Raw genomic sequence first — 23,020 nt, 5'->3', positions numbered from 1 at the left:
ATTATTTATCTCCGCTCCAAAGTGCATTTTGTGGTGGTAGTTCTGGTTCACGTTCTTCTTTGTCTTGAGCTGCTAGTTTCTTCCAACGCTTCATGCCTTTGTGAGAACGCAGTTGCGGGTTAGCAATTTCATCGACAGCAAAGTTAAGTAGAGCAAGACCAGTTACTAATAATGTCAGTGCGATACAAGGAGCCAACAGTTCCCACCAAGCGCCAATCAGCATTGATGAAGAGGTTTGAACGTTGTAAAGCATGATGCCCCAGCTGATTGTGTTCGGGTCACCAAGACCTAGGAACGAAATCGTTGCTTCCATCATGATTGCGTACATCACCGAGCCGATGAAACTCGCACCAACGATAGAGATAAGGTTTGGCAGAATCTCTACGAAGATGATACGGAATGAAGATTCACCCAAAACTTCTGCGGCTTTTACAAACTCTTTTTCACGTAAAGCTAAGGTTTGGGAGCGAACAACACGGGCGCCCCAAGCCCAGGACATAAAGCCAATAACCAAGGTTATGGTGAGTGGCCCTGCCTCACCGATAAAGGCTGCAACTACGAACAATAATGGGTATTGAGGGATAACCAACATAATGTTCATTGCGGCAGTTAGAACGTCATCGACACGTCCACCGAAGTAGCCTGCAGAAACACCAATAACTGTTGCTAATAGACATACGGTTAGACCCGCACCAAAACCTACAGCAAGAGATACGCGTGCGCCGTATACCACTTGAGACCAAACGTCACGACCCATACGAGTTGTACCAAGTACGTGGTCTGCCTTTTTAGACATAATCAATGTACGACGGTCATCTGCTAGGTTTTGAGCAACCCAGCCATCAGGGTTAGTTTGTGCTGATTTAACAACGAAGCCAGGGTATTCGTGTGGATTACCTGTACGCTTGTCTGGTACATGTTTTGTGATCAATGGAGCAGCAAGTGCGCCAAGGATGAAAATACTTAGGATGATGACGCCTGTTAGTGCCATCGGGTTACGCCAAATGAGTTTTAGAAAGTCTTTCATGATTATTTACCACCCTTACGAAGACGAGGGTCAAGAACAACATAAAGCATGTCTGCAACTAGGTTAAAGAACAGCATGAATAGCGTCATGATAAGCAGCTGACCTTGCAGTACTTGGTAGTCACGCGCGTTAATTGCGTTGAAAAGTACACTGCCAAGACCTGGGTAGTTAAAGATGATTTCGATAATTAACTGACCACCGATTGCCATACCTAGCGACATTGAAAGCGCTGTCACACTTGGTAGCATCGCGTTACGAGCTGCGTAGTTGAATACCACTCGGTTTTCGCTCAGGCCTTTGCCTTTCGCCATGGTGATGTAGTCTTCTGCCAGTAGGTTGATCATGTTGTTACGCATGTTTACTAGGAAGCCACCAATTTGAACAACAGAAGCACAGAACAGTGGTAAGAAGGCATGGTAAGCGACATCTTTAATGAATGCCCAGCTTGTCCAGTCAGGCATAGTACCTGCGGTGTAGGCATAACCGGTTGGAAACCACTTCAAGCCAATCGCAAAGGTAAATAGTGCAATCATCGCGATAACAACTTGAGGAACGGCTTGTAGAATCAGCATCCCTGGCGTTACGAAGGCATCGTATTTACTGCCGCGTTTCCACGCTGCGAAAATACCTAGGATTGAACCAATCGAGAAAGAAAGAATAACTGCGGTGCCAGCTAAGAAAAGCGACCAACCGAATGCTCCGCCCAACAGTGTGTTTACAGAAAGTGGGTAGAATTGAATTGATGTACCAAGTTCCCAGCTAAGAATGTTCTTCATGTACGCTACGTATTGAACCAGTAAGCCGCCATCAACGAAGCCTAATAGCTCTTTCATTGCAGCAATACGCTCTGGAGTAACTTGTACAGAAGCGTTCGCAAACATCATGGTAACTGGGTCACCAGGCATTGCTCTTGGAATAATAAAGTTTAACGTCGCAGCAACTAATAGCGCGACAAAATAAAATGACAAACGTCTTAAAAAATAACCCATAACTCACACCTTACTCACCCAGATTGTTTCCCTGTTTCTGGATTCAGGTCGCTCCTAGCGAAATTTGGAACGAAAAATCCCCTGACGACTAGCGCCATACTTTCAATTGAGAGTGTGGGGATTTTTATAAGCGGCGTAAGAGGTTACGCCGCAAGGATTGAACGATTACTTATTTAACTGGTTTTAGGTCCAGTACATGAAGTAGACGCTCTGGAATACCAGCCCAAATGTTTGGACGGCCTTTTGGATTTTCTTCGTTCCACCAACCAGTGAAGCGAGTTGTGTTGTATTGGTACATGTAAGCACCAGACATCACAGGGATTGTCACTTGGTCTGCAGCGATGATTTGCTGAATACCGTGTGCAATATCTAGCTGCTCGTTCTTATCAGCTGTTTTGTAGAAGCTGTTTAGAAGACCATCTAGCTTTTCGTTTTTGTAGAAGTGCATTGCGAAACGAGGCATACCATCACCAGATTGTAGTGATGAGTTGTAAGCACTGTTCCAGTACGTGTATGGATCCGCACCGTGGAAGTAGTTTGTGTATGCTACGTCGTATGTACCTTCAAGCATTGCTTGGTTGTATACAGAGAAATCTGGTGTACGAGCTTTCGCTTTGATACCGATTTCGTTTAGCTGTTCTACCGCTAGTTGAACTGTGTTGTTGAAGTCAGTCCAGCCGTTTGGCGATTGGATCATTAGTTCGAAAGACTTGCCAGATGGAGTGTCAACAAAACCATCTTTGTTTACATCTTTGAAGCCAGCGTCAGCAAGAAGCTTTTTCGCGCCTTCAGCGTTGTAAGTGTTGAAGCCTTTGTACTTGTCATGAGTTTTTTCATCAGACCAAGCTTCAAACGCGTAACCAAGACCCGATGCGAAATCGTTCACAGTACCGCCGCCGTAGAATGCGATGTCGATGATAGTTTGACGGTCAAGAGCCATAGAGAAAGCACGACGGAAGTCAACGTTGCTCAACGCTTCATGCTTCGCAGCATCAGGGTGTTTGAAGTTAACGATGAATGCCTGTGTACCTGCTGGCGGGTACCAGTAGTGGTGTTTAGGGCTAGCTGCTGCGTATGTACGGTCGATATCTGGAACGAAAGAAGACGTCCAGTCCATTTCACTGTTTACAACTTTACCTAGGAATTGGTCGTTGTTCGCAATTTGTGGAACACGTAGACAGTCAACATCTAGGTTGTCTGCATCCCAGTAGTTCGGGTTTGCACACTGGATGTATAGTTGCGCTGTAAACGTATCGATTTCTGTAAACGGACCAGAACCAACTGGATTTTCATTGGTAAACGTTGATGGATCTTTAACGTCTTTCCAGATGTGCTTAGGTACTACTGGTACTTTAGCAATCTCATAAGGTACGTTCGAGTTTGCTTCTGTTAGGCTGAACTTAACTTGGTTGTCGTTCAGTTTTTCTACAGAAGTTACCCAAGAGTTGATACCAGATTGGTCAAGCTCTGGCTTCTCTTTTACAAGGTTGAAAGAAAAAACAACATCATCAGCAGAGAAAGCTTCTCCGTCAGACCATTTAACACCCTTACGAATGTCGAAAACTACGCTCATCAGATCATCTGACATTTTGAAGTTTTCAGCTAGACGGAACACTGGAGTGTTACCGTGCATTTCGTTAAATACTACTAGCGGCTCATACATGAAGTCAGTTGTAGTATGTAGGTTAGTAGCACCAAGGTACGGGTTAAAGTTACGTACGAATGTAGTGTACTCTTTCGGGTGAACGGTCAGTTCACTGCGTTCTGCAGCTGTTGCTACTGATGCAAAACCTGTTGTAGCGGTCGCAATAATTGCTGTTGCTATTGCTGTTTTTTTTATATTGGCAAGCATAGCTGTTCCTTACTATTTGCTTTCATTTCACTAATGGATTGAATGTTATCTGTCGCTAAATGGTTTAGTAGATACACACTCTAGTTAAAGGCCTACCTCTTCTTCGTTGCTCCAGATTCATCGTTGATTCCGAGAAGTGGTAAGAGTGGCCTGTAGGCCTTTGGCAGGAGTAAGAAAACACCTTATCGATGAATTAATCAAACTCGTTTCCCGTCAAAAACGTTAAAAACACATAACCACACGTCATTAACGTCAAAATAGGGTGGTTTGATGGTTTTTTGCACGCAATTGTTATGGTGATGTGACTCGCAATTGAATTTGTGTTGGTAATTAAATGTTAGTGCTTACTTACTTTCTGTTCTTTTAATTATATAGCCTTGTTCTGTTTTAATGTAATTGTAGATCTTGGTCACTTGCTCGTTTTACGTTAAATTTCCCTAGAAAATTAAATCTGCCGTTCTGTTGTGACTCGCTTCTCAAACTGCAACAAAGAGTCAGCTAATGGTTAAGAATGGTGAAGAAAAGGGCAAGTAACCGTGAATTTTAACAGTGCCGTTTGCGCTCAAGTAACGTGATATTTTGCTTGTTTAATGATGTGAAAAAAGTGGTTTCAAGGAGGCGTTATTGTGCCTTTTACTGGAATGCCATGCACAAAAAAGCCCACACGAGGTGGGCTTCATTATTTGAAGTATCGTGATGTTAGTTCAGGATTAGCTGGTCAGTAATTTCTGTAGCTTGTCTCTGAGCATCTCAATGTGTGTTCTTTCTGGCGTTTGCTCTTTGCAGTGTTCGAGAATGAATTCGATAGAGCTCAATACCGTTCGCCAGCGAGGTGTTTTCGGCAGCGTTTCTACGCGCAGGTATTTGTCCAACGTTCGCGTTTGAAGCGTGCTACGGTCTAAGTAGACGCGCCACAACCCACTCTTTTCTGCGAAAGCAAACTTGGTCTCACCGGTAACAGACTCCCAGTAGATAATGGCGTTAGTCATGGCATCCACTAGGACTTCACGCATTAATTCTTGCTTGTTTTTCCCTTCTCCAGTCGCTTTATCAGCAAGGCGAGTAAATTCACCACCAAGTTCTTTGAGTTGTTGCAGCTTATCTTTGTCACCTTCAAAGGCATAACTAGAAAGCGCTTCAACGGCCGTCTCAAGGTTATTGATACGGTTTGAGTTAACGCCACCACCAACATTAAATATGTACATGGTGTCGAGCCCAGAACCTTCTGGCAGCTTGAGGATGTCACTTGGTATGCGCTGACGGGTATCGTCAATATAGATGTCGATATCACCACAATAGTGCGCCTGTTCCACCTTAAGGTATTTAGGTGCGATGATCTCATCGGCCATAGAGCGCTTAAGTTGTTCTTGTCCGCGTCTAAACAGTTTCGCTGCGGCTTCATTGGCAAAGCGAATACGCTGATCGTCACGAATACAGATGATGGCTTCTGGAGCCGACTCTAACTGTTCTAGCAAACGTCCTTGAGTTTCTAGCAAGTTAGCTTCAACCATGGCTCTGTGTTTGAGCTCAAGTTGCAATTGGTCATTCTCAAGGCGCCTTTGCTCTGCTTTACTTGCTGATAAGTGAGCCGTGATTCGCGCAGCCAGTTCCTGTTTGTTGAACGGCTTAGATAAGTAATCATTAGCACCCGCTTCGAAACCGCGTACACGGTCTTCTGCTTGGTTGAGTGCCGTCAGCATGATGATTGGCAACTGTGCGTGATCATACTGCTTACGTAGCGATTCACACACTTGATAGCCACTCATGCCCGGCATCATGATGTCGAGTAGAAGTAGTTCTGGCTTCTCCTTCTCAATCAATTCAATAGTTTCCGGTCCGTCACAGGCTGTGCGTACTCGATAGCCTTCTAATTTCAAGAAGCTGTCCAATACTCGCAGGTTAACTGGCTCATCATCAGCGATAACCAGTAGTGGGCCATCAGGATTCTCACTGATAACACTGTTCTCTTGCTGAGCGTTATCAATCAAATCAGGCGCTTGGAAGTGTGAGTAGCTGCCTGATTCGTTGTAGTTCTTAAGTTCTTCTTCTGTAGCCAGAGGTAAAGTAAAGCTGAACGTGGTACCAAGCATCGGTTGACTACTTACATACAGCGATCCACCCATTAGCTCGATTAGCTGGCGACTGATTGATAATCCAAGCCCTGCACCTTGGCGGTAGTTACTCGCATCTTGTCCTGCTTGAATTAACGGCTCAAAGATGTGCTCAAGGTACTCTGCTGGTATGCCTTGGCCAGTATCGACCACTTGCACACGAATGTTATCGTCGATAACGCTCGCTGAGATAACAATCTTACCTTCGGATGTGTACTTGATGGCATTACCGACCAAGTTATACATCACTTGCTCAAGTCGTTGAGGGTCGGAGGAGACGAGCCCTAGATCGCTTGGGACTTGGTTAATAATACGGATTGGCTTGTTACCCAGTAGGTGATGAGATAACTCAAGCACTAAGCTGGTGGCTGCAGACAGATCAACTGCGGATTTCTTAATATCTAAGCTGCCGTAACGCATCTTGTGGTAATCAAGCAGGTCATCAACCAACGTAGCTAATCGCTGACCACTATTGATGATGATATCTAATTGATATTTCTGGTTAGCCGGAATAGGACCATTCGCGCCAGATATCAGTGCTTCAGCGATACCAACCATACCATGCAGTGGTGTTCTCAATTCGTGAGAGGTGGTCGCTAAGAATTCATCTTTAAGTTTGTTAGCCAGCTGTAGCTCTTCGTTTTGCTTCTGGATTGTCTTGAGGTTGTCTTCGAGTTCATCATTTTGACTTTTGATGAGCTGCATTTTTTCACGAATAGAACGCTGCATTCGTTCAAAACTGACCGCCAAGCGACCGATTTCATCTTTACGCTCGGTGTTGATCATCGTCTCATCAAGATCACCAGCAGATACTTTTTCAGCTGCCCATGTCAATTTAAGCAGCGGTGAGGTGATGAAGTTAGAGAGGTAATGCGATGCGACAACCACCAGAATGATCGCGGTTAGCATCACGATCACGAAGATCTTTTCTAGTTGATGAATACGGGCAAATGCTTCTTTTTCTGGAAGCTCGACAACGAGAGCCCAAGTCGCGTACTTGAGTTCAATTGGTGTATAGGCCGCGATAATCGCCTGATCTAGAGTGTTATCAAATGTGCCTACGGCTGTTTTGCCCGCCAGTGCTTTATCAACCACGTCTAGGCTTAAGTTAATCGACTCTTGAGAGTGCGCAAGGCTACGAGGTAAGTGATCACTACCTACAAGAAGCGTTTGAATGTTAGAGCTCTTGTTTAGATCGGCAATCAGTTTGGTGATGCCGTTGATCGGCAGTCTGAACATGGCATAACTGTGTAGGTAACCCTGCTGTACGATAGGCGCACCTAGCCATGCCGTCTGTTTACCGTTCTCGTCTTTAAAGTCCGATACAATAACTGGTGTGTAATCTTCGTTGGATTTGCGTCGTTCAGTGACATCTTTAGCTAGTCGTTGAAAGGTAACGCCTAGGTTTGAGTCTTTGTATTTACCAGTCAGCAAGTTAGTGCCGTAATCGTCATTTTTAAAGACGGAGTAAGCAACGTTGCCATTGATATCAACCAATAGAATATCGTCAAAATCGGAGCGTTTAAGCAGCTCTAGGTAAGCGTTATGGTAGCGCTTGTGCAGTAGGCGGTAACGTTCACTACCAATGTAGCTACTCGACTCAGGAAGAATCGATGTTTTGATTTGATCGCCCGATCCTGGAATGTAGCGTTGCTGCGCATTACTGCGTGCTTCGTCAATATCTAGACCAAGTCGCTGGAAGGCATTGATCAAACCATAGAATCGGCCGCCACTGGCATTGGCTAATTCTGAGCGAACAAAGCCCATCACTTGGGATTCTTGAGCTTGAAGGTAATCGACAATTTGTTGTTGCTTAGTATCACGGACTGAAACAAGGTGTGAGGTACTTTGTTCCTGAAGATCCTGACTGTGCGATTGAAGGAAAAATATCGCGATAAGTGTCACTGGGGTAATACTGAGGACAAGAAATGCCAGCATTAGGGTATTTTGAAGGCGCTTAAACTTCTGCTTACGATAAAATCTAAACATAAATTGGGTACTACTTTCCTTTGATGTACTGCTAAAAAGGGGCGAAAACAAGTACAGAGAATAGAATTAATGGTTTCCAATTTAACGAAATTAACGAGTTTTTTTACTTTGACAAGTAAGTGGTATTTAAAGCGTGTGCAAAAGCTCACTTTTATAGACTTTTGATAAAAATATGAACAGACAGCGCAGATAATGACCCTGCGCTGTGCTAGAGAGGCTACTTACTTGCGTGGTAGATCGCGAATTTGGTGGTCTTATTTAGAGTCGCGCATTTTCCAAACGCTTGTTCAATAATTGGGGTGTATTTTAAGAAACTGTTCGCGACAATAATCATCTCACCTGAGCGCTTCAAATGTTTAGGTGCCTGCGCAAGTAAGGTCTCAGTCGCGCTGTAGCTGGTGTCTAAACCGGAGTGGAATGGTGGGTTACTGATGATGAACTGGTAGTCTTGTGCTGTATCAGAATAGACATCTGACGCGAAGACTTTGCCTGTTAAACCATTTGCTTCTAGTGTTGCTTGGCTTGATGCTACGGCAAATGCACTGATGTCGCACATCTCTAGCTCGATATCAGGGTTACGAGATGCCATTACAGCGCCTAACACGCCTGCACCACAACCGAAGTCCAGAACTTTGCCTTTCAGTTTTGGCAAAGTATCCAACAGCAGTTGACTACCCACATCGAATTCACCGTGGCTGAATACGCCAGGAAGGCTTTTCACGGTCAGCGATTGCTCACCAATGTTCACTGTGTAGGTTTTAAACCAGTCTTGTAAGTTGAAAGCTTGTGGCTGTTCGAAGCATTGGCCCCAGTAGAAAGAACAGCGACGCGCTGAATCGTATTTTACGACCTTACCGTAAGGCGCAAACATCTTCTCAATACTTTTGACGCCAGAGCGGTTTTCACCGACAACGACAATCTCTGTGTCCTTACCTAGCTTGGCAAACAGCATCGCCAATAAATACTCAGCTTCTGCCTTGGCTTTCGGCCAGTAGAGCATCACTAAGTCAGCTTTGGTCTCTTCGGTAAACTCAGCACCGTAAAAACGTTGGATGCTGCTATAACCTTCAAGCTGACGGTAGTAGCTGTAGTTTGAAGTAAATACAGTGACTGATTCACAGTGTTTTGCTAATTCAACAGGGAATAAGTCTTCAGCCTCACCTGCAACTAAAACATGTTTGCCTTCAAAGTAGGCAAGTTGGCGCTCAGCAATCTGGCTTGGGGCAATATAAGCTGACATAGGACACTCTATTGAATCGTTAGCAAAAATGAGGGCGGATTTTCGCATAATCCGCCCAAAGCTTGAAGTGTTTAATACTCGTTCGGCAAGCAAGTTGCCTCGGAGTCGATTAACTTTTGTCTTGCTGGTTTAAAAAGTCCTTAAACTCTTCATCGTAGATGTTGAATAGGACAATAGTAATAGCAAAAATCAGTGGGCCGTAGATAAGACCAATCAAGCCAAACAGTTGAATACCACCTAGCAATGAGAAGAAAATCATTAAGGTGTTCATGCCCGCGCTGCCTTGCATTAGCAGCGGACGCAGAAGGTTGTCGATTGAGCCAACAATTGCGACACAGTAAACCGTTAGGAAAATTGCCCACGTAGTATCACCAGTTAAGAACAAGTAGGTCGCTGCAGGGATCCAGATTAGTGCAGTACCGACCACAGGGATGAACGAGGCGAAGCCCATCATTGTGCCCCAGAATAGCCCTGGGAAACCTGCAATCCACATACCTAAGCCGCCGGCAAAACCTTGTGCAATCGCCGTTAAAAATGAGCCCATAACTGCTGATTTAGAAACTTGCTCAATCTCAGTGAGGAGCTTGTCTTCTTGGCTGCGAGATAACGGAAGAATATGACGAACTACACTGATGATTTTGTCGTGATCTCTCAACAAGAAGAACAGAACAAACAACATCAAGAAGAAATCCATTAAGAAGTTGGTCGCATCACCAAGGATTTTTGCGCTGATTCCAACAAGTTTAGAGCCAAAGCTTGTCGCGAATTCACCGACCTTCTGCGCGATCGCTTGAGGTTCAATATTGTCAAAAGGCAGATAGTTGTTCACGAACGACAGGGCTTTCACAACCAAAGGGTGTTCGAACAGGGTTTGAATGCCGCCGTGTGTTACCCATTGGTAGGTGTTCTGAGAGAACAGAGAACCTTGCTGCACAATAGCTGCAAACACCGCCAATAAGGGGATCACGATAATAAAGGTTAAGATGACACAAGAAAGCAGGGAGACCACGTTTTCTTTATTCGGTATCTTTTTTTCAAGCCACTCATGGATTGGGAACATTAAAAGTGAAATGATAAAGGCCATCACAATCGAGTTAACGTATGGTTCGATAAGCAGGTAACAAGCATAAGCCGCCGCAAGCAGGGCAATGATGATCACCCAGTGGCTGGAATTGATTTTGATTTTTTCTGACACGGTAATGGTCTCTATATTTGCGTTCTGAGTTTATAATGGCTGCAAAACAGAGAGTTAGCAATGAGGAGTTTTGATTATGGGATGCTGTGATAAAGATAAGAAATGCCAAGACGAACAACAGCAAACAAAAAAAGAGATCCCTTGGTTCAGAATGTTCCTTGGTACGCTGATGTTGTTGGTTTTTCTGTTCTGGGAACGTTAGACGCTTTTCGTTAAATTTTCGAACAAATTGATGGGTAATCTAAGCGGAAATACTCGAGTTTAATTTAGTCGATGTATTAAAAAGGGCTGCGTTAATGCAGCCCTAAATTCAATCGGTTAGCGACTTATAAAGTGCTTTCGATTATTTGCTTTCAGCAGCAATGATAGCAAGAGAACGGTCAGCGGCTTCTAGTGTCGCATCCAGCTCTTTTGAACCATGAGCAAGAGAAGTAAAGCTTGCTTCGAATGCTGAAGGAGCAAGGTAAACACCGTGATCTAGCATTAGGTGGAAGAAGCGCTTGAAGCGTTCTACATCACACTTAGTTACATCTTCGTAGCACGTCACAGTTTCTTGGTCTGTGAAGAAGAAACCAAACATACCACCAACTTGGTGTACTAGCATCGGGATGCCGTGCTTGTCAGCAAGCTGCTTGAAGCCATTCGCCAGTTGTTTAGTTTTTGAAGCTAGACGCTTTTCGTTGCCTTCTTCACGTAGAAGGTTCAAACATGCGTAGCCAGCAGCCATTGCAACAGGGTTACCTGAAAGCGTACCTGCTTGGTAAACAGGGCCGGTTGGTGCGATGTATTGCATCACTTCTTTACGACCACCAAAAGCACCCACAGGCATACCGCCGCCGATAACTTTACCAAGACACGTTAGGTCTGGCTTGATGTTGTAGTAAGCCTGCGCACAGCCTTCAGCAACGCGGAAACCTGTCATTACTTCATCAAAGATTAGCAATGCACCTTCTTGATCACAGATTTCACGTAGACCTTCGTGGAAGCCTTCTACCGGTGGGATACAGTTCATGTTGCCCGCAACTGGCTCAACGATGATGCACGAGATCTCGCCTTTGTTCGCTGCGAATAGCTCACGTACTGAATCTAGGTTGTTGAAGGTTGCTGTAAGCGTGTGCTTAGCAAAATCAGCTGGAACGCCTGGAGAGCTTGGTTGACCTAAAGTAAGCGCGCCAGAACCTGCTTTTACAAGTAGGCTGTCTGCGTGGCCGTGGTAGCAGCCTTCAAACTTAAGAATTTTGTCACGACCTGTAAAGCCACGAGCAAGACGAATCGCACTCATTGTTGCTTCTGTGCCTGAGCTAACCATACGTAGCTGTTCCATTGATGGAACCATCTCTGATACAAGCTCAGCCATTTTGATTTCAGTTTCGGTTGGAGCACCGAAGCTAAGGCCGCGTTGAGCTGCTTCAATAACCGCATCACGGATAACAACGTGGTTGTGACCAAGGATCATTGGACCCCAAGAGCCAACGTAATCGATATATGCTTTACCATCAGCATCAAAAATAAGTGGGCCATCAGCGCGTTCAACGAAGATTGGAGAACCACCTACGCCATTGAATGCACGAACTGGAGAGTTTACGCCACCAGGAATAGTTTGCTGTGCTTTTTCGTACAGCTCTGCTGATTTGGTCATTGATATATCCTCTTTTGACTGTCGGACCAATTGCCACGCATTGTACCTATCCCTAATCCAACTAGGAATGCTTTCGCCCAGATAATCGCCCGAATCTGGTTGTTTTGTGTGGTTACACGTTTTAATTGCCAGATATTGACGAGTTTACAGCAGTAAAAGGAAGGATCCGGTGGTGAATACTTGAACGTTTCAGTCAGGTATTAGATAATCACCCGAATATAAGAAAATACTCAACAACACTGGTCTCGAATTAGATTTGTATCATGTTGTTTTTGACACAGGTAAGAGAGGTTGTCGTGAGCGAAGTAAATATCCCATTGTCTTTTTCTGATGCAGCAGCTACCCGCGTACAAACGCTAATCGCTGAAGAAGAAAACCCAGAACTAAAACTACGTGTATACATTACAGGTGGTGGTTGTAGTGGTTTCCAATACGGCTTCACATTTGATGAAAAAGTAAATGATGGCGACACTACGATTGTAAACAGCGGTGTAACGCTGGTTGTTGACCCAATGAGCCTACAATACCTAATGGGCGGCATGGTTGATTACACAGAAGGCCTAGAAGGCGCACGCTTCTTTGTGAACAACCCGAACGCTACAACAACATGTGGTTGTGGCGCATCATTCAGCGTATAGCTTGAAAGATAGCTAGAGTTAAAAGACAGCTTTAGCTGAAAGCTACAGCAGAAGGTTGTAAACGCCGAACTTATGTTCGGCGTTTTTGTTTTTATATCCCCAAATTTCTCTTCATAACAAAGCTCGGTTCTGATCAAGGCTGTTGTTTTTCACGCAGCCTCAAAATTGCTAAGACATATTAAGTCATTGCTTTTAAAACCATTCCAACCTTCTATTTTGTCATTTTTAGTACACGGCATATTTTTTAAACTGTCGATAGCGTCCAACTTCGTTTGGTTTTGGTCTGTTAAGGTTACCTATGTGTATCAGGAAGTTGCACATGACAGTGTTAAGCCATTTAGCGCGTCTTAATCACATCGGACAAAAGGATTTGCTATGCCCACTCTATTTTCTAACTCACCACTTTTTCAGAAACTGAAACAGCCGTGGCTGGTGTCTTTGATTTTAGTGATGTTGTTGTCTATCTGGCTTGGCCTAGGAGTGGGGCAAGCAGAAGAGTCGCCAGAGAAAAAAGCGACAGAAATCCCGTTAGCCAAGGTCTCTTTTCAAACATTTACCTCATCACCCACCTTTAAAACCATTGATTTATACGGTCGCACGGCACCCGACAGGCATGCTCGGTTAGGGGCGGAAGTTGCGGGAAAGATTGTTCGCTTGAACGTCGTGAAAGGCGATGTGGTTAAAGCGGGGCAGGCGATTGCTCAGATAGATAAAGGTGATTTGGAGATACAGTTAGAGCGAGCATCGGCTCTGTATCGTTTAAAGCAGAAAGAGTTCAAAGCGGCGCAGTCACTTAAGAAAAGAGGTCTGCAAGGTGAGATAGCTTATACCACCGCTGAGGCTTCGTTAACTGAAGCGAAAGCCATGATGCGAAATGCAGAATTGGCTTTAAAGAATACTGTTATTACCTCGCCTTTTTCGGGTGTGGTTCAGGATTTGATGGTTGAGTTGGGTGATTTCGTTGGTGTTGGTGATCCAGTCGCAGGCGTGATTGACCTTGATCCTCTGGTGATTGAAGCTGATGTTAGTGAGCGCCACATTCAACATCTGCTAGTCAATCAATCTGCTTTGGTTCGCTTGCTAGGAAGAGAAGAGGCAGAAGGGCGCTTGCGTTATGTGTCTCGAATTTCTTCGGCCTCAACTAATACTTTTCCAATCGAGATTGAAATCGATAACTCTGAAGGTCTATTACCTGCAGGGGTTAGCGCTGAAGTGAAACTCAACCTAGAAACAAGAGACGCAATCAAGGTGACTCCAGCGATGTTGGCTTTGGATGAAGTCGGTAATCTTGGGGTCAAAACGTTGGTTTCAGTCGATGATTCACCCATCGTAAAATTTGTTGGGATTCAGCTAGTGAAGGCAGAACAAGATGGGGTGTGGCTCACGGGTTTAGGTCAACGGGTCGATATCATTACTGTAGGACAAGGGTTTGTGCGTGATGGTGATTCGGTGATTGCGGTTGAGCAAGGTGCTGAACTCCCAAACGTAACAACTGAGTAGGAGATAACAGATGTATTCAATTATTGATGCAGCCTTGTCTCGTGCTCGAACAATGCTCTCTCTGTTGGCGCTTATTCTGGTTGCAGGTGTCATTACCTATATCACGATCCCCAAAGAGTCGAGCCCTGACATTACGATCCCGATTATCTACGTTTCCGTCGGGCACCAAGGGATCTCGCCAACTGATGCTGAACGTCTTTTAGTTCGACCTATAGAGCAAGAGCTGAGGTCGATTGAGGGCGTAAAAGAGATGACAGCCACTGCAGCGGAAGGTCATGCCTCTGTGGTGTTGGAGTTTAACGTTGGAGTCGATCTTACCAAAGCGATGGCGGATGTTCGTGATGCCGTAGACCTTGCCAAACCAAAGTTACCAGAAGACAGTGATGAACCAACCGTAAATGAAGTCACACTCGCTTCTGAGCAACCAGTACTTTCTGTTGTGCTATTCGGTACTGTTCCTGAACGTACTATCGTACAAATTGCCCGAGAAGTAGGAGATAAACTCGAAAGCTATCGCCAGATATTAGAGGTCGATATTGCAGGTGATAGAGAAGACATCGTTGAAATCATCGTTGATCCTCTATTGATGGAGAGCTATAGCCTAGATCAAGCGGATATCTACAACTTGATCGCTTTGAACAACCGAGTGGTTGCCGCGGGTTTTGTTGATACGGGCTATGGTCGTTTCTCGGTTAAAGTGCCCTCGGTGTTTAATTCCTTAAAGGATGTGCTTGAGTTACCTATTAAAGTGGATGGCAAACAGGTGGTCACTTTTGGTGATGTGGCTACAGTTCGTCGAGCATTTAGAGATCCAGAGAGCTTTGCGCGTTTAGATGGTAAATCTGCGGTGGTCTTGGACATCAAAAAGCGTGCAGGTGAGAACATCATCGAAACCGTTGAGCTAGTGAAAGCCGTGATGGCTGGGGCTCAGCAGCAAGCTGAATGGCCAAATAACCTGTTGGTTAAATACACTTGGGACGAATCCAAAGATGTGAAGATCATGCTGAATGATCTGCAAAACAATATCTTATCCGCCATTATTCTAGTCGTGATTGTGATTATCGCGATTCTTGGCGTGCGTACCGCGTTATTGGTGGGCATCTCAATTCCAGGATCATTCCTGACGGGGTTATTGGTTCTGTCTGTATTCGGCTTAACCGTTAACATCGTGGTGCTGTTCTCTCTGATTATGGCGGTCGGGATGTTGGTCGACGGTGCGATTGTGGTGACTGAATTTGCCGACCGGAGAATGCAAGAAGGGGAAGTGCGTAAAGCAGCCTATCGAGATGCAGCCAAACGAATGGCATGGCCAATAACGGCATCAACGGCGACAACCTTAGCGGCGTTTGCTCCACTTCTATTTTGGCCAGATGTAACAGGTGAATTCATGAAGTTCCTGCCACTCACTCTGATCGCTACCTTAACTGCTTCATTGATTATGGCGCTGTTATTTGTGCCCGTGTTAGGTGGCTTAATTGGAAAACCGCAATACGTATCGTCCCAGAGCCAAGCTCGAATGGTGGCTTTGCATAACGGTGATTTCTCACAGGCGACAGGCTTAACCAAGGCTTATTACCACACACTGTCGATTGCGATTAAACACCCATTTAAGATTCTGTTCAGTGCGATATTACTTGCGGTGGCGGTTGGTTTTACGTATTCAAAAGCAGGACTCGGTGCTGAGTTCTTCCCTGAGGTTGATCCACCATTCTTTAACGTCAAAGTTCGTTCTCATGGCGATCTTTCAATTCAAGAAAAAGATGACATCATGCGCGATATTGAACAGATGATGCTGAATCATGACGAGTTCGATACCGTTTATACGCGTACCGGCGGGGACGACCAGATTGGTTTGATATCGATTACTCCTGTTGACTGGCAATACCGCCGCAGTGTTAAAGCGATTATTGATGAGTTAAAGGTGCAAACCGATCAATACGCTGGTGTCGAGATTGAATACAAGTTTCCCGATGCTGGGCCTCCGGTTGAAAATGACTTGGTGATTGAGCTGTCGGCTAAAACACCGGAGCAACTTAATCAGGCAGCAAAAATTGTGAGAAATTGGGCGGATGGCAATCAAGCACTGACCAATATCAGCGACACTGCGAGTAAAGATGGCATCGATTGGAAGGTGGATATCCGTCGAGATGATGCTGCGCGTTTTGCAGCAGACGCAACCTTGGTTGGCAACACCGTTCAGTTTGTCACTAACGGGCTAAAGATTGGTGATTACTTACCTGATGACTCATCAGAAGAGGTCGATATTTTGGTGCGTTACCCGAATGATAAAAGGGATATCGGACGCTTTGATCAATTGAGAGTCAAAACACCTGCTGGCTTAGTGCCAATTACCAACTTTGCTCAGATTGTTCCCGACCATAAACAGGACACAATTAAGCGTCTCGATGGTAAGCGAGTCGTGAACATTATGGCGGATATGGAAGAGGGATATAATCTTACTCTTGAACTGCCAAAGATCGAGCAAGCGTTAAGTGAATTGGGACTGCCGAGTAGTGTTGAGTTTCGTATCCGCGGCCAAAACGAAGAACAAGAGAACTCGTCAGCCTTCTTACAAAGTGCTTTCTTGGTTGCACTGGCGGTAATGGCCTTGATCCTAATTACTCAGTTCAACAATTTCTATCAAGCGTTCTTGATTCTAAGTGCGGTGCTGTTCTCTACGGTTGGTGTGTTTGTTGGTCTGCTTATCTTCCAGCGCCCGTTTGGCATTGTTATGTCGGGTATCGGAGTGATCGCACTGGCAGGGATAGTGGTGAACAACAACATCGTACTGATTGACACTTATAATCAGCTGATCAAAAGAGGCTTAGATAAGCGAGATGCGATTCTGAGAACCGGTGTTCAGCGTTTAAGGCCAGTAATGCTCACGACTGTTACGACTATCTTAGGATTGATGCCAATGGTGTTAGAGATGAACATCGACTTGATTAATCAGAAGATAGAGTTTGGCGCGCCAAGTACACAATGGTGGTCACAGCTCGCGACTGCTATTGCTGGTGGGCTAGCATTTGCCACGGTACTGACCTTGGTACTGACACCATGTCTATTGATGTTAGGTCGAGAAAAGAAGCCTGAAAAATAACAGAACATTTGGATTCTGCGAAAATAAAAAGAGCGCCTTGATAGGCACTCTTTTTATTTTTAACGTGATTAGACTTTGAATCTAATTAGTTGCTAGCAACTGACCGTATCGCTCAAGGTTCTTCAATCGAATCTCTGAATTCGCAATGAAAGTAGCTTTTGCTTTACCGGTTAGCGACTTGGATTGTGGCAATTTCACGGTACGTGCATTCTTGTGAACGCCATTAACCAAGAATTCATAGTGTAAGTGCGGACCAGTAACACGACCTGTACCACCCAAAGTACCAATGGTTTGGCCTTGTTTGACTCGTTGACCCGTTTTCACCATGCGTCGCTTCATGTGCAAGTACTTGGTGATGTAGGTGTTGCTGTGGCGGATGAACACATAGTTACCATTGAACTGGTTGTAGCCAGATTTCTGAACGATACCATCACCTGCCGCCCAGATAGGCGTACCAACAGGGGCTGCGTAGTCAGTACCACGGTGAGCACGAACCTTGCCTGTTACTGGGTGTTTTCTGCGTGGGTTAAAGTTCGATGTTACACGACGGAAATCAATCGGAGAGCGTAGGAAGGCCTTCTTCATTGCTCGACCATTTTCATCGAAGTAGTTGCCGCTTTTGTCATCCAATACCGCGGTAAATGAATCACCTTGGTTTTTGAATACTGCCGCCATAATCTTGCCTCGACCAATAACTTCGCCTTCAACTACTTTCTCTTGATACAAGATCTTGAAACTGTCGTTTTTACGAATATCCAATGCGAAGTCTATATCCCAACCGAAAATACCCGCCAGTTCCATGATTTGGTTTGCTGTTAGGCCTGCACTGACACCGGCATTCCAGAAGTTAGAGGTGATGTTGGCTTCGGCATAGTTGTATTGGTAGGCCACTTCTTTCTTGTCGAAGCTAGAAGAAAATGAATCGCCAGATTTAGTGATTTTGAAGCTTTCAAAGGCACTAAGTTGTCGTTTTAACTGAATAAGGTCGTTGTTTTCATCAAAGCCGAATTGCAATACATCGCCAGGTCTCAGGTTCGACAGCTGTTTCTTAATATCATTATTGGTATTGAGTAGCGTGATTAACAGGCGGTATGAGAGGCCAATACGCTCGAATAAAACAGAGGTGCTTTCGCCAGAACGAACGGTGTATTTTTCCCAATTGAGTACTGCCGTTGGTGGTGCATCACTTGAGCTAACCAGCGCAGATGCATCGATAGTCAGTGGATAATGTTTTCCCACGACTAAAGCGCCCGAGTCGTCACGCAAACTGTTGACGTCGGGGAGTAGAAAAATCGCGACGAAAATTACGGCACTAAAAAATGCGATAAAAGCCCGGTGCAAAATAGGAAGGCGTGCAAAAATAGACAACATGTTCCGGTTCGTTCTGTAAATATTATGAAAATCGGCGACGGAATAGTGTAACTGGTTTCAAAATACATCGCTATTCAAGTAAGATGTCTAATTAATGTATTTTTGCCAAATCTGTGGGAGTGAACAAGAATGGCGAGTATTGAAGCTGCACTAGCCGAGATCAAACGTGGCGTAGAAGAACTGATTCCAGAAGACGAACTGATTGATAAATTAAAAGAAGGTCGTCCTTTACGCATTAAGCTGGGTGCCGATCCAACAGCTCCAGATATCCACTTAGGCCATACGGTTATCTTTAACAAGCTTCGTGCTTTCCAAGAGCTTGGTCATGAAGTGACATTCCTTATCGGTGATTTCACTGCAATGGTTGGTGACCCATCAGGTAAAAACTCAACGCGTCCACCGCTAAGCCGTGAAGACGTATTGAAGAATGCTGAAACTTACAAAGAGCAAGTATTCAAGATTCTAGATCCTGCGAAAACGCAAATTCGTTTCAACTCTGAGTGGCTATCTGAGCTTGGTGCTGAAGGTATGATTCGTCTTGCTTCTAACCAAACTGTTGCTCGTATGCTTGAACGTGATGACTTTAAAAAGCGTTACGCTGGTGGTCAACCGATCGCTATCCACGAATTCATGTACCCACTTCTTCAAGGTCACGACTCTGTTGCACTAGAGAGCGACGTTGAGCTTGGCGGTACTGACCAGAAGTTTAACCTTCTAATGGGTCGTGAACTGCAAAAAGCAGCAGGTCAAAAACCACAAGCGGTACTGATGATGCCACTACTTGTTGGTCTAGACGGCGTGAAGAAGATGTCTAAATCTGCGCACAACTACATCGGTATCAGCGAAGCACCAAGCGAGATGTTTGGTAAGATCATGTCTATCTCTGACGATCTAATGTGGAGCTACTACGAGCTATTGTCTTTCCGTCCACTTGAAGAAGTTGCGGAACTGAAAGCTGGCGTTGATGCAGGTAAGAACCCGCGTGACGTGAAAGTGCTACTAGCAAAAGAGATCATTGCTCGTTTCCACTCTGAAGCGGATGCTGATGCAGCAGAGCAAGAGTTCGTTAACCGTTTTGCTAAGAATCAAGTGCCAGAAGATATGCCTGAATTCGAATTCGAAGCAGGCCTACCAATTGCTAACGTTCTAAAAGAAGCGGGTCTAGTAAACTCGACTTCTGATGCGATGCGTATGATCAAGCAAGGCGCAGCTAAGCTTGAAGGCGAGAAGATTGAAGACAGCAAATTTGTACCTGAAGCAGGTACTGCGGTTTACCAAGTTGGTAAGCGTAAGTTTGCTCGTATTACTATCAAGTAATAACGCTCATCAATAATTGAACAAAAGGCATCTACGGATGCCTTTTTTATTGACCTAAAATTGACGAAACTTTGAAACGCCTATTGCTACACTATGCGCGCTGTCAAATTGACAGTAATTCTGGAGATTTTTATGAACAATACCGACCATCCTCCTAGTTTGAATGGAGAAGAATAACCTGTCTCGGTATTGATCTATTGTCCTGCCGTTCAGGTAGGGTATCTGTGTTTTTTCCCCTCATTCTTTTCCACACTCTAGATTCTAACAAGTAGACACACCAGTAGTTTTCAGCTTTTGGTGCGCCTAGTTATACGTTCTTGGTGCGCTTTGCTACATCCTCTTGGTGTAAACGCTATATGCCCTTGGTGTATTAGCTATAAGCTATTTGTTTTGATGGTCGTTACCTTTGCCAATCGGGAGATTCGCCATGACGGTAATGAACAACACTTTTTTATCTATTGAAGCTCTGTACTCAGAGCAAGACATCCAAGCTGTATCGAATGCATTTCAACAGTACGGACGTGAGCAACAAGTTAACCTTTTGAACCGCATGCCGCTTGAAGATGCGGTGATAGTACTTGGGCAATGTTCTCTTAGTACGATTCAGACTTTACTTAGTGAGTTAGAAGAGCAGGGCTTTGAGAAGCGCTCTCGACATCTAGCTCACCAACTAGGGCTGATCTACTCGGAGGTTGAACCTCAACAGGGTTACCTTTCAACAGGGGTGATGAGCCACGTTAGGCAGCGCATCGGTTGGATTATTGCCTTAGCACTGCTGGGTATCGTTTCTGGGCTTATCATCGCTCAGTATGAAGACATCCTTAGCCAGTTAGTACTTCTGGCTATTTATATGCCGGTAATCGCTGCTGCGGGGGGTAACACAGGAACACAAGCAGCGACTCTAGTGATTAGAGCCTTAGCCACCGGCGAGTTGAAGAAGCGTCAATGGGCTAACGTTTTATGGAAAGAGTTTAGAGTTGCTATTTGCTTGGCACTTGCGATTGCTGTGGTGATGATTGGTCGTATTTTGCTGTTTAGCGAAAACCAATCGACTGGCGGTTATGACATCAACATGATTGCTTTAGCGATTGCCGTAGCATTGTTTATTCAGGTGACGATATCCACAGTGCTCGGTGGTGGGTTGCCGATCGTTGCTAGGCTATTTAAGCTTGATCCTGCGGTTTTAGTGAGCCCAGTACTTGCATCGATAGTCGATATATCAGGAATGTGGATCTATTTCACGGTCGTGAATTCATTCCTCGGTATCGCTTAGCTCCTATAAAAACAGGCACCTATAAAAATAGCTAAAAATATCTTAGAAACAAAAATGGCGCTGAAGATTCAAGATCTTCAGCGCCATTTTCTATTGTTTAATTGAACGCTTACAAGAAACTAGCCGCTACTGAGATTTGTTCTGTGTTTGACTAAACTCGACCACATCTTTGTAGAAAGCGCGTTCAAACTGCGTGATCGGTGCTTCCACTGGTCTGTCAGGATTTGGCTTTTCAGGAAAATAATCACGAACAAACTGCACGAAGACCGAATTTGGATTCCCTGATTTATCTAAACCAAACCCCGCCATATTGTAACTGCCGTATAGAGAGCCGCTTTTGGCAATGATGTTGCCTTGAATCGGTGCTTTTCGCATGCTATGACGATACTTAAGCGTTCCATCAATACCTGACGTTGGCATTGCATCAATTAGGTTGAGCTGCTTGTCGTTCTCCCAGATGTAACGCAGAACTTGCACCATGGTCTGCGACTTCATTCGGTTATTTCTAGATAACCCTGAACCATCGACTAACTGCGCTTTGCTGAGATCGATGTTGGCCTTAGTCAGTAAGATCTGCTTTATCGCTTCAGTGCCGTTATTGAAGCTGCCCGGTTGAACATAAAACGTCGCACCTAGCGTTTTGGTAAGGTTGTCAGCAATTAGGTTGTCTGATTTCTTCAGCATAGTATCGAGCAGTTCTGGAAGTTTTTCAGAATGGTGGCTAGCGACTAATGTTGTTTTGTCTGCTTTCTCTTTTTCCCCAACGATAACATCGCCCTTAACCTGGATCTTCAGTTCTTTAAGCAATGAACTCACTACTTGAGAGGTATAAAGCTCTGGATTTTGAATCGCAAACTTGAGTGGTAGTGGTTTCTTACGCTCTACCAAGCAACCGGAGAGCTTGTAAGCGTTGTCTGGGGTAGTAATGAGCTCTAAGTCGCATTGTGTCGCCTTCTGCCCTGAGCGCGTTACGGTGGCAGCAGTAGTTGTCACGTCTATCGGGTAATGTGCAGGGATATATACGCGCGTTGTCCCGTTATCTTTTGTATAAATAGAGGCTTGTGCGCAGTTGCTGTCTAATGTCATCGCGCTAGAAGGCGCGCTGTAACAAACCCCTAGAATATCCCAAGGCCAACCAACCGCTCGTTGATAGCCAGTATAAGCCGAGTTATCGAGGTATAAATTGCCCTTGATGGTTCTAGATTGCGACTTAGCGTATTGAGCTAAAAGGCTTTTTAGGTGCTCTCGTTGTAGTGTTGGGTCACCGCTGAATGAGATCACAACATCTTCGTTAGAACGAGCGATGTTGGTTGTGTAGTGAAAGTCATCTCCTAACTCCAATTTAGCCGCTAAAGCTGTAACCAGTTTTAAAGTGCTGGCTGGTGGATAAAAGCCATCACTGTTGGTATTCATTTTATTTGAACTGCCACTTAATGACTCTAAGATTAAGCTTGTGCTACTGCCATCGGGCAGTTTATTCAGCGGAGAGTAAGCAAGTACCGAACAAGATATTAGGGACGCAGTAAGAAGATAAAACTTGAACATATTTGTTCCAATAGGAGAATAGTTTCAAAACTGTTGCCAAGTTATCTCACTATGACTCAAAGGTCACGTATGTGAGCTAAGTTTCAATGCAAAGGTAGAACTATTTTGATTATAGCCCCAAAAGATGGTGGGTTAATATCAATCAGAGTACGAATTTTTAAAGTTGAGTTAGGAATGGTGGGAGCAAATATGAAAAAGGTCCAGCGTTAGCCAGACCTTTAGTTTTCATATAAC

The 23,020-nt window shown here is 44.7% G+C and carries 15 protein-coding genes; 6 read left to right on the top strand and 9 right to left on the bottom strand.

What is annotated here, in order from left to right; genetic code table 11:
* Window position 1: 1 nt before the first annotated feature.
* From OCV12_RS13190 to OCV12_RS13165, 6 genes are all read right to left on the bottom strand, one after another.
* Entirely contained in the window at window positions 2-1,027 is a 1,026-nt protein-coding gene (locus OCV12_RS13190; protein WP_017633261.1) for an ABC transporter permease, read from the bottom strand.
* A 2-nt stretch (window positions 1,028-1,029) separates the two neighbouring features.
* Window positions 1,030-2,016 (bottom strand): ABC transporter permease, encoded by a 987-nt coding sequence (locus tag OCV12_RS13185; RefSeq protein ID WP_017633262.1) that lies wholly within the window; start codon window positions 2,014-2,016, stop codon window positions 1,030-1,032.
* A 169-nt stretch (window positions 2,017-2,185) separates the two neighbouring features.
* A complete protein-coding gene (locus tag OCV12_RS13180; protein WP_017633263.1) occupies window positions 2,186-3,868 on the bottom strand; it encodes an ABC transporter substrate-binding protein in 1,683 nt (560 codons plus the stop codon).
* Between the two features lie 710 nt (window positions 3,869-4,578).
* Window positions 4,579-7,968 (bottom strand): response regulator, encoded by a 3,390-nt coding sequence (locus tag OCV12_RS13175; protein ID WP_261884843.1) that lies wholly within the window; start codon window positions 7,966-7,968, stop codon window positions 4,579-4,581.
* Window positions 7,969-8,185: 217 nt separating this feature from the next.
* On the bottom strand, window positions 8,186-9,208 hold the full coding sequence (gene rsmC, locus OCV12_RS13170; RefSeq protein WP_261884842.1) for a 16S rRNA (guanine(1207)-N(2))-methyltransferase RsmC: 1,023 nt from the start codon (window positions 9,206-9,208) through the stop codon (window positions 8,186-8,188).
* A 109-nt stretch (window positions 9,209-9,317) separates the two neighbouring features.
* Window positions 9,318-10,403: an AI-2E family transporter gene (locus OCV12_RS13165; protein ID WP_017633266.1), complete on the bottom strand. Its 1,086-nt coding sequence runs from the start codon at window positions 10,401-10,403 to the stop codon at window positions 9,318-9,320.
* A 76-nt stretch (window positions 10,404-10,479) separates the two neighbouring features.
* Between OCV12_RS13165 and OCV12_RS13160 the strand changes: the two genes are divergently transcribed.
* Window positions 10,480-10,605 (top strand): hypothetical protein, encoded by a 126-nt coding sequence (locus tag OCV12_RS13160; RefSeq protein WP_048658168.1) that lies wholly within the window; start codon window positions 10,480-10,482, stop codon window positions 10,603-10,605.
* A 141-nt stretch (window positions 10,606-10,746) separates the two neighbouring features.
* Here the strand turns inward: OCV12_RS13160 and hemL are convergent, their stop codons facing one another.
* Window positions 10,747-12,042, bottom strand: a complete 1,296-nt coding sequence (gene hemL / locus OCV12_RS13155; protein WP_048605689.1) for a glutamate-1-semialdehyde 2,1-aminomutase — start codon at window positions 12,040-12,042, stop codon at window positions 10,747-10,749.
* A gap of 296 nt (window positions 12,043-12,338) precedes the next feature.
* Here hemL and erpA point away from each other — a divergent pair, with 296 nt between their 5' ends.
* The 3 genes from erpA (at window position 12,339) to OCV12_RS13140 (ending at window position 17,280) form a co-directional block, all read left to right on the top strand.
* Window positions 12,339-12,680, top strand: coding sequence for an iron-sulfur cluster insertion protein ErpA (erpA, locus tag OCV12_RS13150; protein WP_004734539.1), 342 nt, complete (start codon window positions 12,339-12,341; stop codon window positions 12,678-12,680).
* Window positions 12,681-13,055: 375 nt separating this feature from the next.
* Window positions 13,056-14,180, top strand: a complete 1,125-nt coding sequence (locus OCV12_RS13145; RefSeq protein WP_261884841.1) for an efflux RND transporter periplasmic adaptor subunit — start codon at window positions 13,056-13,058, stop codon at window positions 14,178-14,180.
* A 10-nt stretch (window positions 14,181-14,190) separates the two neighbouring features.
* Window positions 14,191-17,280, top strand: coding sequence for an efflux RND transporter permease subunit (locus OCV12_RS13140; RefSeq protein ID WP_261884840.1), 3,090 nt, complete (start codon window positions 14,191-14,193; stop codon window positions 17,278-17,280).
* An 81-nt stretch (window positions 17,281-17,361) separates the two neighbouring features.
* Here the strand turns inward: OCV12_RS13140 and OCV12_RS13135 are convergent, their stop codons facing one another.
* Window positions 17,362-18,651: a peptidoglycan DD-metalloendopeptidase family protein gene (locus tag OCV12_RS13135; protein ID WP_176680400.1), complete on the bottom strand. Its 1,290-nt coding sequence runs from the start codon at window positions 18,649-18,651 to the stop codon at window positions 17,362-17,364.
* Window positions 18,652-18,780: 129 nt separating this feature from the next.
* Here OCV12_RS13135 and tyrS point away from each other — a divergent pair, with 129 nt between their 5' ends.
* Window positions 18,781-19,968, top strand: a complete 1,188-nt coding sequence (gene tyrS / locus OCV12_RS13130) for a tyrosine--tRNA ligase (RefSeq protein ID WP_261884839.1) — start codon at window positions 18,781-18,783, stop codon at window positions 19,966-19,968.
* Window positions 19,969-20,395: 427 nt separating this feature from the next.
* The gene (locus tag OCV12_RS13125) at window positions 20,396-21,241 is read left to right on the top strand and encodes a magnesium transporter (protein WP_017633273.1); all 846 of its coding nucleotides are present in this window, start codon (window positions 20,396-20,398) and stop codon (window positions 21,239-21,241) included.
* Between the two features lie 126 nt (window positions 21,242-21,367).
* Here the strand turns inward: OCV12_RS13125 and dacB are convergent, their stop codons facing one another.
* On the bottom strand, window positions 21,368-22,786 hold the full coding sequence (gene dacB, locus OCV12_RS13120) for a serine-type D-Ala-D-Ala carboxypeptidase (protein WP_261884838.1): 1,419 nt from the start codon (window positions 22,784-22,786) through the stop codon (window positions 21,368-21,370).
* Window positions 22,787-23,020 lie beyond the last annotated feature (234 nt).

It is taken from the genome of Vibrio pomeroyi, from assembly GCF_024347595.1.
Lineage (GTDB): Bacteria > Pseudomonadota > Gammaproteobacteria > Enterobacterales > Vibrionaceae > Vibrio > Vibrio pomeroyi.
This window is presented reverse-complemented; position numbering and strand designations above follow the sequence as displayed.